Here is a 14718-nt window from a genome sequence, read left to right on the forward strand (position 1 = left end):
TTATTATATATAAATAATATAATATGTCAGATAATAAAAATAATAATATTAGTTGGACAAGTTTTTGCCAAGCTATGAATTCCATAGCATACTGGCTACTCCAAAATAAAAAGAAGTATAAGAAACGTGACCATTACCAAATATTAACGTTAAAAGGTAGTTGTAGCGATATAGAAAAGAAAGCGAAGAAATTAGGAAACGATAAACTAGTATCAATGTATACAATGGCTTTAATCAAAGATAATACATCTTTAGATTTCCTTCCAAACTATGTAACATTAAAGAACGGAGAACAAATTGATAAAGCCGAATATGTAGATATGGCCATAAGGACAGAAGCATATATCAGAGCAAATAAAAGACTTCCGGCTATTGTATATAGAATGTCAACACTTCCAGATTACAAAGATTCCACAATGAAGCTATTTATCAATGTATTCAACTTCAAAGGAAATACAATCGATGAAGCATTAGCTATTATATCAAAGATGAAATTATATAGTAAATACTTCGATTCACAAAAAACAGACAAGAAAACAATCAATGATGCTAGTCTGGGTAAAGGTTCAAATTGTGTAGACTGGGGACAAGTATATTATCGTATAGCGAAATCATTAGGATATGATGTACAATTTGTCCATGTCAAATGCCGTGTAAGTGGAACTGGCCATATAAAATTAAGATTAAAACATAAAAAACATACTGGAGGAAACTGGATTAACCGTGATCCTGCTGCAGTTGCGGATACCACTTCAGGAAATGTTAAATCAATCTGGTGTGAAGATGGTTACCTCATAGCATATGATCCTTCCTGGATATTCACAGATTTATATAGCAGTTAACGTTAATGTTAACTCTTTTTCTTTTTTAATAGTCATGTATGATTTTATAACAATTACAAATCTTCTTTTTTATTGTAAACTTTTGATAGGTATTGTCGATATTGACTTACTTTTGCCGCATTTATTGGTTTATAAATTTCAATAGCTTGTTCACAAACTCGTTGGGCATCATCATATTTCTCTGAATCAAAGTATATTTTAAACAGTTTAGAATAGGAATTATTACTAATTGTCCTTTCATTTAGATTTATTTCATATAATTTAATAGCTTCATCTTGTTTTCCTTGTTTTAATAAGTCATCCGCTTCTTTATCACGTTGTTTATGTTCTTCATTTGCAGAAGGCAATCTTTGAGATTTTGTTTCCTTTTTAATTTTTTTTGCTTTTTCTAAATCTCGTTTAAGACTATTAACATGAGATTTATTAGGTATCTTCCTACAGTTTTTAATTCCATGCTTCAATACTCTGATACTATTGTCAATTTCATTTCTATCTTGATATATTGAGGATAGATGGTAATATGTGAATGGTGTGTCCGTATGAATAAGAATATTTGATTCTAAAACTTCAATTGCTTCATCAATTTTTCCTTCTTTTTCTAATTCTTCAGCTTTTTCGTTATTTTTATAATAAATATTACTATATTTCATCATTTTTGCGTCTTCCAATCTTCTTTCTAATTCCAATGGGACGATGCCATATTTTTGATTGTATTTGTCCATATCTCTTTTAACAACTTTAATAGCATTGTCATAATCATTATTAAAAAAATAATTGAAATATTCTGTAGAGTCAGGAATCTCTTTTCTTATTCGTTTTCTATAATCTTCAAATGCTCCCATACTATCACTTAAAATATCATTTATAGCAACTAATTAATAGTTATTTTTATTTTAACTATTCAAATAAATTCAGTTTATCATCAATATCATGTTGGAAACATAGCACAGGATAATTTTATATAATTAAAATAATAAAATATTATATTAATTATTATATACAGGTTGTAATAGCTATGGCCAATATAAATAATACATCATCCTACATGGATGAAGACAAAAAGCAAATTATCAAAGAGTCCAACTATACCTTTAGAGATGCTCTTGAAGTTTCATCTTATCTCATTGAAGTAGGCAAGTTCGAAAGATTCTATAAAGAAATGCAAATCCACGATCTTCAAAAGGAACTTGACGAAATGGATGACGGAGAATAACTTCAAAAAATATATCTCTCGTATATAACTCTTAAAAGAAAACTATTTTTCATAAGCAAAAGTAATATTTATTATTACTTTTATATTTTTTTTATAATAAAATATTATATATAAAACATAATAAATATATGTATTATGTTACTTGAAAAAACCAACATCAGCGCAAGAGTGGATATTACACTCAAAAAGATTGTCGAAGATTCAACCTTCACCCACAAGGACGCATATGAACTGGGAGCAAAACTGATAGCTATGGGAAATGCTGAAGAGACAATTGTACTAATAAACACCAATCCTGATTTTGAAAGAATCATGAAACAAACTGAATACAGTTTAATCGAAGCAAGGAAACTGGAACTTGAAAGAGAGTTAAGAGTTTTATAGGAGGGAACCTATGGGTCGAGGAAATTCAGATATCATATATTTTTTAGAACAGCATGAACAGGAAATAATAAACTGCTGCAAGAAGGGAATGAGCAACAATGAAGTCATTGAACTATTAAAAACAAAATATGGTCGTGATGTAGCAGATATTACTTATAGAAAATTCAAGGCGGGTTTAAATCTAACAAAGAGTGATTTCCTGGAAACATTGTTGGATGAGATAATGGTCATGAAGACATCTGGTGCAACAGATGCAAATGTCAGGCGATGGCTGGAAGAGGAACATGAAATCGAAGTGAGCAGATCCACATTCTCAAGATTCAAAAAGAAATATCACATAACAGATAAAGAAAAAGACCCAAGGGCAAGAGATAAAGATTCATTAACAAATAGGGCAATCACTCAAGGCCAAATTATAGACAATGAAGTTCACACAGACAATATCGACTTAGCTATTGATACAATACTTCAGCAACAGGTTACTGATATCAAAACGGGTCTTGACAATCTTGACAAGATTACCAAAAATGCTGTGGGTATTGAAATTGACTTTGCAAAGCTCGACCAGGAAGTAAGATACAATGCCAACGAAAAAAGTCTGGCAAGATACCTGATTGATTTAACAGAATTAAAAATAAGATACTTGGAATTATCAGTTAAAGCATTTGAAGCTAAAAACAGGCTGTTCAAGGATGAAATGGATAGGCTATTTAAAAATAGAGTTCTTGAACTGGAAGACAAAAAGATTGAAATCTCACAAAAAGACATCATGAATGAAATAGAAATCCTTGCAAAACAAATTGATGATAACAATGTACAATGAGAACAACGAATTCTATTTGGATGCTAGGGATAAAGTTATTCTTCAGAAATGTGTGTATGAGAATCCATATATTCCATTCTCTCCATTTCCAAAGCAGGCCGAAATGATTTTAGCTAGAGAAAAGGAAGTCCTGATTGGTGGTGCTGCAGGAGATTCCAAATCAACAAGTCTTTTGATGAGGGCATTGTTCTATGTTCAGGATGACATGAATGAATACCATGCCCTCATCCTGAGACGTACATTATCTGACTTGAAGCGTAAAGGAGCTTTAATTCACAAGGCAAGTCAATGGTTAAATCGAAAGGAAATTCAAAATAATGCAAGTATCAAACCGAAGTGGGATGGAACCGAACACTCATGGACATTTCCCAATGGAAATTCATTAACTTTCGGATATTTACGTAACATTAATGACCTTGATACATATCAGGGTTCCGAATACCAGTTCATAGGAATTGATGAGCTGACACAGTTGGAGAGGTTTAAATATATCTATATGAGGTCAAGAGTTCGTAAGACCAAAGACAATAAGCTTCCAACACAACTGATGGCATCAAGCAATCCGGGTAAGCGTGGAAACAAATGGGTGCGTGAAAGATTCATAGAAAAAATAGACACTGACATTCAGGATAAATCACAAATAAGATTCATTTCATCCAGCTACTTGGACAACATCTATCTAGACAGAAACGACTATGAAGAATATCTTATGGGATTAGATAGAGTAACAAGAGAGCAATTAATGAACGGTAACTGGTATGCCTCAGTCAAAGGCCAGTTATTTGATGAATCAGACTTCCACATAATCTCTCAAGATGAATGCCTGAAAATACCAATCGTTAGAGTCATCAGATACTGGGATCTTGCAACTACAGAAGTATTGAACGATGACAAATTGAGAGGAAGTGATCCGGATTATACTGCTGGTGTTTTATTAGCTAAAGATCTAAACGGTAATATCTACATTTGGGATTCATATGAATTTCAGCTTGAGTCAAGAAACTTGATCAATGAAATACTGAACACTGCAGCACGTGACAAGTCAGATGTACAGTATATTGAACTCGATGGAAGCACAGGTAAAAACTTCGGATTATTAATCATAGATGAGCTTAACAGAAGAGGATTCACTACAGGTACTGGTAACTCAAGAGAAAATAAAGTTGACCGTGCAAGAAGAGTTTCAGCAGATATTCAGAAGAACGGAATATTTCTGGTTGGGAAGGATAGAACAGGGTTTACGAAAAAATGGGCCATGGAATTTCTGGAAAAAATTACTGCTTATCCAAATGAAGCCATTCATGATGACTGTGTGGTGGCATTTACTGGAGGATATGAAAAAATAGTTGCAGAAAAACAATCACAAAGAGTTAATGTGGATAAATGGTATTCCACATGATAATAGTTTGATTTGAATGTTTTTAATACTAAGATGCATAAGAAAAGTTAGTAAATAATCTTTTGCATGTTGCTATTCAAAAGATACGTCCTAAAACTTTATGGTGATATCAATAACCATTAATACTGGAATGAATAAAAACAGTATCAAAAACACTTTTGTGGGCATTATGTGCAGTGAAGATATCTGGGATAGATGTTGGCGGAACGGCAATAAAATAAGTCATGACTGATAGGAGCGCAGAAATCAGCAAAATCAACGATGAAAACCAAGAAGAAGATGAGGAACTCTTCAATTCACTGGATGAAATAATTTCCCAAAACATAGATGAAATAGATGGTGTTGTGATTTCCTTTCCAGAGAAAATTAACTCAAAAAATGGCATCGCCCATACTGCAAGAGCCTTCATGTGGATTTGTGATTTGGCCTTAAAATCTATCCTTGATGAGAAATACTCCCAACCTGTTTGGATTTTAATGAACAACTTATGAGACTATTCTAATAAATGCTATTATGATAAAGAATTAGATTTAGTAATGGATTCAGCTTATAAAAAAGTATACGAGGGAAAAATTGAAACGAACAAAACAACATAGATTGATGCATCAGCAAAAGCCATACTTATGAAAAATGCTCCTAAAAATTGGTCTCTTGCTGAGCCTAGTGAAGATTATGGTAATGATTATTTCGTGAAAGTTTTTGATAAAGATACTGATGAAGCCACAAAAATCTCATTTATAATCCAACTAAAAGGTACTGAAGATTATAAAAAAGATGAAAAACATGTGAAATTCTCAATTCGCACGGATTATTTGAAATATTACTACAGTAAAGTTGACATGCCCGTGTTTTTAGTTGTTGTAGATACAATTAATGAAGAATATTGTTGGTTATTTGTTCAGAAATACATTAATGAAGAGTTAAATGTTGAAAAACCAAATTGGCATTCGCAAGAAACTGTTACATTATATATTCCAATTGAAAATGATTTTTCAAATCCCAAAATTATAGAACAAACAGCAGAGAAAGGTTCTCAATATTGTAACATTCTAGTAAATGGAACACCCACACAGGAACTTATATGGAAAGTGAAAAATATTATTGACAATCCTTTAGAGAAATCTAAGGATTTAAAAAAGCAATATTCAGAGATATTTAATGCTGAGACAAAAGTTGGATTTGAATTTATTCATAACCAAAATAATCCTCAAAATGCAAAAAAACACTTCCGATCAGTTTATGATAAAACAAAAGATGATAATGATTATGTATTAGCCCATTTAAACTCAATTATTGGATTAACACCGTTTCTTGATTGTCAAAATAAAATTGAAGCAGAAAAATTATTTGAATACATTAAAGAAGGAGAAACATTATCTAAAAAAAATAACATTAAATATCTAGAACATTATTTTTATGGTCTCAGATTAGAGAAACTTTGTTTTATTTTACAAAGTCAACTTCGAGATTTGTTAGTAACCCAAAAAATATCTAATCTAGGAAAAACAATATTATCCTTTGTTGTTGACCCCGAAACTACTGAAGGTATAAAAGAAATTTTTGAAATACTCCATAAATTATATGCAGATTTTTGTAAAAATTTGATTGAAACACTGGATGATAAAGACTTGTTTATATTTTTAGAGTTATTGAGAATGCTGATTGGAATGCAACTACATCATATAGAAGCTGTTTTTACATCAACTGATGATAATACAAAAAAAGCATTATTTAACCAAATGGATCAATTACTTTCTATTTTTAGAGATTTAATTAATTTTACATCCGAATTTGATATTTTTAGGTATGATTTATTATCATTTGAAACCACATACTTGTATTTGATTGGAGATAAACAGTATAATGAAACTGTTGATGAATATATTAATTTTGCAAAAGAAAATAAGTCACAATATCACCTCAAAAGAGCAGAATCATTAAAAGAAAAATTATCCAAACCATTGAATAGGCAAAAAGACATTAGTGAAATGTCGGATGAAGAAATTCATGATTTATTTAAAACATTGATATTAATTATTGAAAAAATCGATATTGATGTTGATGAGACTGATGAAGCAATGGTTTTAAGATGTGCAGTTAGAGATCTTAATCCAAAAAGAGTACTGGACAATTGCAAACACCTTGAGCTACATTATGGTCATGGTGGACAATATGCTAAATTTTTCGGATTGGCTTCTGATGGACTCAAAACAATTTATTGTGAACATGGAGGAATTATTACAAATAGGAATTTAGATAATACTTATGAAGAATTTTATAATAAATATTGTAAAGAATGTGAACATAAAATTAAACAGGACTTTAAATGGAATCCTGACAAATTATCTTATGTAAAATCAAAGAAATTTAAAGAAATATTAGATAAAAATCCATTCATTTAATAATAAAAAATACTAGGGGAAATTTTTATGACAAATATTGAAATTAATGCAGAAACCAAAAATAAACTAGAAGCAATCGGGAAAATATTATCTCCATACCTAGATATCGGTTATGATGATTTTGATGAAATTATTGGTATTTTAATAAATAATTTCAATAATCATAAATTAAAAGCAGAGTATGATGAGAAAGAAAATATAATTAAAATTGGATATGAAAATTCAAAAATATATTCAATCCCTATTTTGATATTCGAGCTTAAAAAAGGTTGCTATGAAAAAATTGGTATTTGGATGCAAAAAAATAACTTTATTCCAGAAATCAACACCGATGTTACGGAATATATCAAAAAATGTGAGGATACATTTTTATAATTAATTAATACAAACAAATACAGTTTATAATATCAATTGATAATATAGATTAAGAGAAGCTTTAAAAGTTATTGGAAATTATAATAATATGGAGGATCGAATATGAAAGGATATGTTGGACCTGAATTTAAAAAAGACGCATTTAATTGCCCATACTGCGAAGTTTATGCTCATCAAAAGTGGAGATATCGTTTAATGATATTTAATTCTAACGGTGAGCATCCTGCAGATCCCATATATGACCAATTAGGAGTCAGGGGTTGGTCCACATCAAAATGCGACCATTGCGGCGAAATCTCATTTTGGCATGATGAACAATTAATTTATCCAAAATCATCAATCGCACCATTACCTAATGATGATATGCCTAATGATGTTAAAGAAGATTATATTGAAGCAAGAAATATTGTCAATGATTCACCAAGAGGGGCTTGTGCACTTTTAAGATTAGCATTACAGAAATTAATGCCTCACTTAGGAGAGTCGGGAAAAAATTTAAATGAAGATATTGGAAATTTAGTTAAAAAAGGAATTTCCAGTGAAGTTCAAAAAGCATTCGATTCAGTTAGAGTCATTGGAAACAATGCTGTTCATCCTGGAGAATTAGACTTGAAAGATGATGTTCAAACAGCAATTTCATTATTTCGTTTAATCAATTACATTGTTGACAATCAAATTAGCTCAAAAAAAGAAATTGATGGAATATTTGAAGGTCTTCCTCAAATAAATATTGAAGCAATTAAAAGAAGAGATAAATAAAATTTGAATGAATATTATGGAATATAAATTAAAAAAATATTTTATACATGATGTTTTAACTCCTTGGATGCATTTAGAAGATATCTATCTTAACGAAAATCATCCTGCTCATGAAGATTTAAAATATGATTTAGATGCTATAAAAGAACAAGAAGTTCTAACATATTACAAAAAACATGAAGAACGAATAAATTTTTTGAATCGGAAAATAAAAAACAAAATAATCTATTCAAAAATATTACTATTTGGAGAATTGCTTGCTAACTCAATATTTGAAGATAGATTAGAGGCATTGTTAAAAAATGAGCCCTATGATAGAAAAGAGTTTGAAAACTTTTATGATAAAGAAAATTTAATTAAAGTGGATAAATTTTCAAAAGTTTATGATTCGATAATTATTAACGGAAATAGATATGGATTATGTTTACCTATTAATGCTTTTAATTCATCTTATTGGATTTCACAAGAACTGAATAAACTTAATTTAGATGATGTTGATTTAAAAATTCGTGTCGATCCCTTTTTAAAAAATTTTTCATTAATTTGTCAAAAAAGTACTGTATTTTCAAAGCCATTGAACTGGAATAAAATTCGAGATTTAAAAACTGTTGATAAAGGCCAATTTAGAAATTATAAAACTGGGGAATTAACTGAATATATGTGGAAACCTAGAAAAAATAATAGAGTAGTATTTACTTGTGAAGAATTACCTTCAGAAGATTTAATAAATTTAAGAGGGAGTCGATATTTCCATGCAATTTTTGAAAAAGATAGTGGGAGATTTATACATTGCGATGGATCAATAAAAATTTATAATAAAAATTCATTTAAAAAAAGATGCAAATACACAATTAATAACAACGAAATAAATGATATTGGAAAAGAAGTGAAAATCTTTCGTGTAGATAAAAATATACCAAAAGAAATGTTCATGTCACTAATAAACAGTTATTTTTATTGGAATTATGATTTAATAGATTATTTTCTGAAAAAAACTATTTAACTGATTATATGAAAGATTTTTTATTTACAAGCTATTGTCCAATATTGTTTTTTTAATATTTTTAATATATTCTTTTCTCTAATTCTTAATTCATGAATTATTGTTTCTGTGTCAGTTATCTCTTTAGATATAACATTAAAATTCAATCCGACCTGTACATCATCTGGTTTTAATATAGATTCGCCTCTTGCATTCTTTTTTGGTACTCTTTTTAATCTTCCGTCAATAGCTACTATTTCAGTATATCTTCCCTGTTGAATTTCAGATAGAATTCTGAAGTAGTCTCTTTTTCTTTGATTTAGACTTTCTAATATTTTCAACTCATAAGATATCTGTTGATTTAATTGTTTGAGTTTTTGATTTAATGGTATCCAAAATTCGCATGTGTTTTTGTTTTTGCAGATTTCATGATTTGGATAACAGCCACATCTAAACATATTTATCAGCTCGCTTCCAAAGTAACCCAGTAACCTGGTAACTTATCAAAATAAGGTAACTTGGTAACCCAGTAACTTAGCAAACACAAGTATTTTTCACTACTATAGGCCCCCTCCCCGGGGGTGTCAGGTTACCTCAGAATGTTAAAAAATTAAATGAATTTTAATAGCTTTAATCAAAAAATAAACTGTTTAAAATCCTTTAAATTTTTTTGGTGAGGTAACTTGGGTCTCAGGTTACCTCAAGTTACCAAAAGTTACCTCACAAGTTACTTTATTTATTGACCTCCTTTTCACTTAAGTTGGGATATAGGAATGTTAAAAACTTATCAAACCTAACAACCATAACTTTTGTAGATTTAGGTATTTTAACGGATTTGTATTCCCAACCTAACAATTCAGCAATTCCCTTCACATCATAGCACACTTCATTAGCATTCTTCAATGCCTTTTTAAGTCCGCTTGTAAAGCAGACATAGTCAAGACCATCACGGCCATGATGCAGCACCATATAAGGAACTAGGCGCTCATTGATAATGTTAAAGACACGTTCATAGAAGTCATTTGAGTCTTTAACAGAATCTGTGAAATAGTCGTGATATTTTATCGGATATCCGTCTTCTGCCGAATAGACCTTAATGCTTTTGTTGTGCTTGTTAATCTCGTCAATGAAAAACATTCTCAGATATTCTATTTCTTCATCGTCCAGATCTTCAGGGGTTACTGATTCGGCAAATGTCAACAGCCAATCAGGACATTCACGTTCACATTGGGCATATGCTCTTTTAATCAGTTGATTGCTTAGTTCCTGCCAAGGCAGTCTCAACAATTCTATATCCTCGTTAATTTCATTCACCACAAAGTCCGCAAGATACTTCAAATGATGAAACAGACAATCTTTGGGAGAGTCCATTTGGAAATGCTCCATAAATTCCCTTTTCTCATCATCTGTTTTTTTCTCACTGTGAGTATACATTAGCTGAACAAATCTTCTTGTCAAACCTTCGACATTGGGCAACGGGCTGTTGGATGTAAAAGACAAGGTAGATAAGGCAAGGATAATAGCTAAGTTCCTTCCTTCATATCTGCGTCTTGCATTTGTTCTTTCCACACATGTTTTCAATGTCTCCGTGCAGCTTTTGCAATTGAACACGCCAACAGGTTCATTGATGATTAATCCGAATGTGGATTTGGATATTTGAGCACCGATTCTTGGAATGGTATCGAATTCAGATCCTCCAATATCAGTTTCGCTATCAGGTTCGCCGTAAAAGTATGCTCCAATACGGGCAAGGGTAGTCTTACCGCTTCCGCCCTTTCCGAAATGGAATATATATATGGAATTAAGTTTTCCAACGGCAATCCCATCTGCTTTTTGGCAAATCCGAAAGGAACTATCATTGCATGCTTTAGGGTTGTTGCCAGCTTTCCTTCCTGACCGATGAAATAATTTCTCAAGTCCTCAATCAAGTCCAATGCATTATTCATTTTGTTAATGTCGGCTTCTCTTAATTCAAATTCAACTATTGTCAGGCTTTTGCTTTCATCGTTATAGTAGAAACCAGGAGTTTCTATTTCGTTTTTGATTATTGCCAAATTGTTTTCAATAGCTATTGAATCAAGCCGGGAACAACATCTTTGGATTGGTAACGTGATAGGACATAACCGTGTTCAATGAGATAATGTTCAATTTCAACGATGTTCATATCTTTGGTATGGAAATGCCCTCCATCTGTTGTTCTCCATTCGATGCTGAAGGTTATTCCGGCTTCACTTATCGGATTGTCATGTATTGTAATCCGCATGGGATAGCAGAACAGTACTCTGGTGTAATCGGCCACTTCATTTCCTTTTTTCCATTCGATTGTCTGTGTAGTGACTTCATTGTTCCTGTAGTCCATAACGATATATTTGTTGGAGCCAGTTTGGAGTTTGTAAATCTTATTGGTATCATATGGTATGATTGCCCTATTCAATTCACGCCCTACCAAAATGCTGGTCTTTTTATCATATTTATCTGAAATGAATCTTTCAATGCCTTTTATCCCACTGTTTGGATTTTCATCACCCAAATAAATGTCTTCGAAGAGTTTGATGATTTCATCTAATGTTTTCTCATGAGAAGGAAGTTGGTTGTATAATTCAGTAAGAATTTTTTCTACAACTTCTGGGTCGGTACCCTGCAAATAGAAAGCACTGATTATGTTTTTAAAGTATGTAAACTCATAATCTGGTTTATAGACATTACCGATAGCTTTTTTGATTTGTATGGCTGAACTTCCTTCACTCATTTTAATTACCTATACCTGAACGTCCCTCACAATGAAACTGTAGAATGTGTATGTTCCTGATCTTTCTTTGACTTGAATTGTCATTTCACTTAATCTGTTTACGAATTCACGATATTCGGAAAGATCAACATTTCTTAGAATATTGGATTTGCCAACTGAACCTGCATTTTCCAATTCAAGAATACTGGTTAAAAAATCAAATAATACGCTTCCTTTCCTGACGTTTTTGTGGATATCTCCATCATTTTTAAGATTAACATTGATTTCAACATATATTTTGTCTGCATCCTGAAAGATGTATAATTTGAATCTGTTCACTGTTTTTTCTTCGCCATCATCGTCAAAGGTAAATGATGAAACTGAAGCCATTTCTGGTCTGCCTCTTATTAGGGTTCCATCTTCAAAGTCTTTTAATTCTGCTTTTTCATATCCTTCCGGAATTTCTACAATTTCTTCATAATCCAATTGTGTACCTGTAAATATTGTTTGTTTGCTGTTTTCAAAGCTCATTTTAATTCTCTCCTAAAAATATTAAAAGAGGAACTAGCTATTGTCCTCTTTTAGAAATTTTGATTGTCCTGCAATCTTTTCAGCTGACATTTCTTCTGCTGACACTTCTCCTGCTCCAATGAGTTCAGCTATTGCACGGTTTGTAGCACGTGTCTTTGCAGTTGACATTATGGTATGGTCTGAAACTTTGTCCTTTCCTTTCTCGGACCTTGAGCATAATGCATCTGATTCAACGCTGCGGCCATTTGGAAGTGATGCTCTAACGCAGTAATATGCTTCTCTGACTCTTCCCATTTTTGTTCTTTCAATGTCACGGTCCACTATTTCGGTATCGACATTGAATGCACGGGAGAGTTTCTGCCATGCTGACTTTTTCTTGAAGTGTCTTTTCACTTTAACGTAGTTTCCGTTTTCATCTTTTTCCTTAACAATTATTTCCTGATAGTCATTGTCATTCAATAATCCTTTGCATAGTCTCTGATATGCGTCCCATTGCTCAATTGCAACATCAACATCAGGGACGGTATCGACTTTGACTATTTCTGTTTCCTGTGGATTTTCTATTAATTCGGCTTTTACCATTCTTATCACCTTTTATAATGTTCCAAAGCTTGAGATTGTTATTCCAAACCATCCGATAGCTATGGCAAATATTATGCTTCCAATCCAAATCACTTTTGGATTCAACTTCATTTCTTTTTTCGGATATAATCTTGCTGGTTTGCTCATCTGTATGACTTCCTTATGATGCGAATTTCACTGATGAAGTTCAGGTTGATTATTTGGATTGTTCCGTTTTTCCTGTGGATTGCTATTGTGTTTTCGTTCAGCAAATGGAACTCATCTGATTTTGAAAGCAGAAAATGAATGCCTTCATTTGCATAGTGAAAACCGATGCAGTATCCGTCAGTAAGTTTTTGCTGCATTTCAAGAAGTGTACTTTCCATTTCAGTCACTCCTTTTTTTCCTGAATCCGACAATGAAAGCCTCTCCTCTTATGAACTTGATGAGTCCGATATCTCCCGCTTTTGCATATTGAATCAGTGCCAATAGCTTGGTATGGATTAGTGTCTGGTATGCCTTTTTGCCGCCGTCCACCAATACGATACCGTCATCGTCAATGTAGAGGATTTCCTGTTCAACATCACCTTTGGCAACTTTGATCTCACCGCTGTGGGTAAGGATGCCGTGGTAGTTGTCTTCGAACTGATTATGTTCGATTCCGCAATCTGGCAAATAGCTGTCCATTCTATTCACCTTTATTCAAATGTTCATTGAACATTGCCATTATATCGTCCCATATATCTTTTGGGACTAAGACATGTGTTTTCCCGTTTACTTCTTGTTCTAACATGATTTTAGACTCCTGTTATAATTTTTAGTTCATCGTCTCTGGTGTTAATCAAGTTTCATTATCTTGATTTTGTATGACTGGAAGAATTCCCTTTCATTGCGTATGTTTTCAGTTTCCTGAATTTCTGCAATGACTTCTTCAAGTGCCCTGAAGTTATTGAAAATTATTATTTCATTCATCCTAGGTTTTATTACTTCACACATTGTTTTTCTTCTCCTATGTTTTCCCATCATTATGTGGGTGTAAATGATCAACAATCTAAAATTCAATAGGAGTCAGAAGTCTTTGAAAATAAAAATAGTACGTGGTTAAAAATAGTTTTCAATTCTTTACCGAATATTTAGTACAAGATAAACACTGCTTTTTTAATTTACAAATGTTTATATATTCCTTAAAATAAACTAGAAATTGGGTTAAGTTTTGAAAAGTATTAATTTTTAACATTGTTTCGCGACGTGTCTAATTATTTTTATTTTTCTTACCTGACCCCTTAGGATTATAATTAAAAATAATATTTATTAGCTCGTTATTCAAATAAAATTATTTTTTTATAATCCTTTTTTAATAATCTTTTTTTTCTGTTATTTTCTTGATATTTTACCTCCAGATATTGATTTTCAGCCCTCACAAAAGAAAAGTTGTACGAGTGTGAAAAATTGTTCTCACTCATAAAAATTGTTCTCACTTCGTAATGGCTAATCATAGTCTGTTATTTTGTGTATATAAACATTTTGTTTTCTATTTTTGGCTTAATCGTTCATTTATTACAATGTTATACTTGAAGATAAGGCATGTGTTTTTCCAAAATTCTCTAAACATTGAATCAAGATTGACAGTCAGAAAATATCAAATGTATAAAATCATAATTGCAATTTGTCATTGAAATTTGATGATGGTTTCAACCAATTGCACTGATTTAAAATTAT

At 31.6% G+C, this 14718-nt stretch carries 21 protein-coding genes; 10 read left to right on the forward strand and 11 right to left on the reverse strand.

Features of this window, described 5'->3' with window-relative positions; genetic code table 11:
* Positions 1-215 precede the first annotated feature (215 nt).
* Complete coding sequence (locus EDC42_RS03955; protein ID WP_233144867.1) at positions 216-842, forward strand: pseudomurein-binding repeat-containing protein; 627 nt, start codon at positions 216-218, stop codon at positions 840-842.
* Positions 843-895: 53 nt separating this feature from the next.
* On the opposite strand, the gene EDC42_RS03960 is transcribed toward EDC42_RS03955, so the two are convergent.
* Positions 896-1684: a tetratricopeptide repeat protein gene (locus EDC42_RS03960; protein ID WP_069574421.1), complete on the reverse strand. Its 789-nt coding sequence runs from the start codon at positions 1682-1684 to the stop codon at positions 896-898.
* 173 nt (positions 1685-1857) lie between these two features.
* Here EDC42_RS03960 and EDC42_RS03965 point away from each other — a divergent pair, with 173 nt between their 5' ends.
* From EDC42_RS03965 to EDC42_RS04005, 9 genes are all read left to right on the forward strand, one after another.
* Entirely contained in the window at positions 1858-2055 is a 198-nt protein-coding gene (locus EDC42_RS03965) for a hypothetical protein (protein ID WP_069574422.1), read from the forward strand.
* Positions 2056-2223: 168 nt separating this feature from the next.
* Positions 2224-2439: a hypothetical protein gene (locus tag EDC42_RS03970; RefSeq protein WP_123833393.1), complete on the forward strand. Its 216-nt coding sequence runs from the start codon at positions 2224-2226 to the stop codon at positions 2437-2439.
* Positions 2440-2449: 10 nt separating this feature from the next.
* Positions 2450-3262 (forward strand): COG3415 family protein, encoded by an 813-nt coding sequence (locus EDC42_RS03975; RefSeq protein WP_069574428.1) that lies wholly within the window; start codon positions 2450-2452, stop codon positions 3260-3262.
* On the forward strand, positions 3252-4661 hold the full coding sequence (locus EDC42_RS03980; RefSeq protein WP_069574431.1) for a phage terminase large subunit: 1410 nt from the start codon (positions 3252-3254) through the stop codon (positions 4659-4661). Before EDC42_RS03975 ends, EDC42_RS03980 begins: the two co-directional genes overlap by 11 nt.
* A gap of 224 nt (positions 4662-4885) precedes the next feature.
* A complete protein-coding gene (locus tag EDC42_RS03985) occupies positions 4886-5152 on the forward strand; it encodes a hypothetical protein (RefSeq protein WP_069574432.1) in 267 nt (88 codons plus the stop codon).
* 132 nt (positions 5153-5284) lie between these two features.
* Positions 5285-7063: a DUF4365 domain-containing protein gene (locus tag EDC42_RS03990; protein WP_069574434.1), complete on the forward strand. Its 1779-nt coding sequence runs from the start codon at positions 5285-5287 to the stop codon at positions 7061-7063.
* Between the two features lie 27 nt (positions 7064-7090).
* On the forward strand, positions 7091-7438 hold the full coding sequence (locus EDC42_RS03995; protein WP_069574436.1) for a hypothetical protein: 348 nt from the start codon (positions 7091-7093) through the stop codon (positions 7436-7438).
* A gap of 102 nt (positions 7439-7540) precedes the next feature.
* On the forward strand, positions 7541-8197 hold the full coding sequence (locus EDC42_RS04000; protein WP_069574437.1) for a DUF4145 domain-containing protein: 657 nt from the start codon (positions 7541-7543) through the stop codon (positions 8195-8197).
* A gap of 16 nt (positions 8198-8213) precedes the next feature.
* A complete protein-coding gene (locus EDC42_RS04005; RefSeq protein ID WP_233144869.1) occupies positions 8214-9200 on the forward strand; it encodes a hypothetical protein in 987 nt (328 codons plus the stop codon).
* 20 nt (positions 9201-9220) lie between these two features.
* Here the strand turns inward: EDC42_RS04005 and EDC42_RS04010 are convergent, their stop codons facing one another.
* From EDC42_RS04010 to EDC42_RS09455, 10 genes are all read right to left on the reverse strand, one after another.
* Complete coding sequence (locus EDC42_RS04010; RefSeq protein ID WP_069574439.1) at positions 9221-9637, reverse strand: hypothetical protein; 417 nt, start codon at positions 9635-9637, stop codon at positions 9221-9223.
* A gap of 274 nt (positions 9638-9911) precedes the next feature.
* A complete protein-coding gene (locus tag EDC42_RS04015) occupies positions 9912-10466 on the reverse strand; it encodes a hypothetical protein (protein WP_123833394.1) in 555 nt (184 codons plus the stop codon).
* 344 nt (positions 10467-10810) lie between these two features.
* The gene (locus EDC42_RS04020) at positions 10811-11233 is read right to left on the reverse strand and encodes a hypothetical protein (RefSeq protein ID WP_069574441.1); all 423 of its coding nucleotides are present in this window, start codon (positions 11231-11233) and stop codon (positions 10811-10813) included.
* Positions 11234-11247: 14 nt separating this feature from the next.
* The gene (locus EDC42_RS04025; RefSeq protein ID WP_069574442.1) at positions 11248-11928 is read right to left on the reverse strand and encodes a hypothetical protein; all 681 of its coding nucleotides are present in this window, start codon (positions 11926-11928) and stop codon (positions 11248-11250) included.
* A gap of 9 nt (positions 11929-11937) precedes the next feature.
* The gene (locus EDC42_RS04030) at positions 11938-12438 is read right to left on the reverse strand and encodes a hypothetical protein (protein ID WP_069574443.1); all 501 of its coding nucleotides are present in this window, start codon (positions 12436-12438) and stop codon (positions 11938-11940) included.
* A gap of 33 nt (positions 12439-12471) precedes the next feature.
* Positions 12472-13020: a hypothetical protein gene (locus tag EDC42_RS04035; RefSeq protein WP_069574444.1), complete on the reverse strand. Its 549-nt coding sequence runs from the start codon at positions 13018-13020 to the stop codon at positions 12472-12474.
* 12 nt (positions 13021-13032) lie between these two features.
* A complete protein-coding gene (locus EDC42_RS09710) occupies positions 13033-13167 on the reverse strand; it encodes a hypothetical protein (protein ID WP_255360563.1) in 135 nt (44 codons plus the stop codon).
* On the reverse strand, positions 13164-13385 hold the full coding sequence (locus EDC42_RS04040) for a hypothetical protein (protein WP_069574445.1): 222 nt from the start codon (positions 13383-13385) through the stop codon (positions 13164-13166). The genes EDC42_RS09710 and EDC42_RS04040 overlap by 4 nt, the downstream gene beginning before the upstream one ends.
* Position 13386: 1 nt before the next feature.
* A complete protein-coding gene (locus EDC42_RS04045) occupies positions 13387-13686 on the reverse strand; it encodes a hypothetical protein (protein WP_069574446.1) in 300 nt (99 codons plus the stop codon).
* 150 nt (positions 13687-13836) lie between these two features.
* Complete coding sequence (locus tag EDC42_RS09455; protein ID WP_158005580.1) at positions 13837-13995, reverse strand: hypothetical protein; 159 nt, start codon at positions 13993-13995, stop codon at positions 13837-13839.
* Positions 13996-14718: the final 723 nt, after the last annotated feature.

The organism is Methanobrevibacter gottschalkii DSM 11977 (assembly GCF_003814835.1).
Lineage (GTDB): Archaea > Methanobacteriota > Methanobacteria > Methanobacteriales > Methanobacteriaceae > Methanocatella > Methanocatella gottschalkii.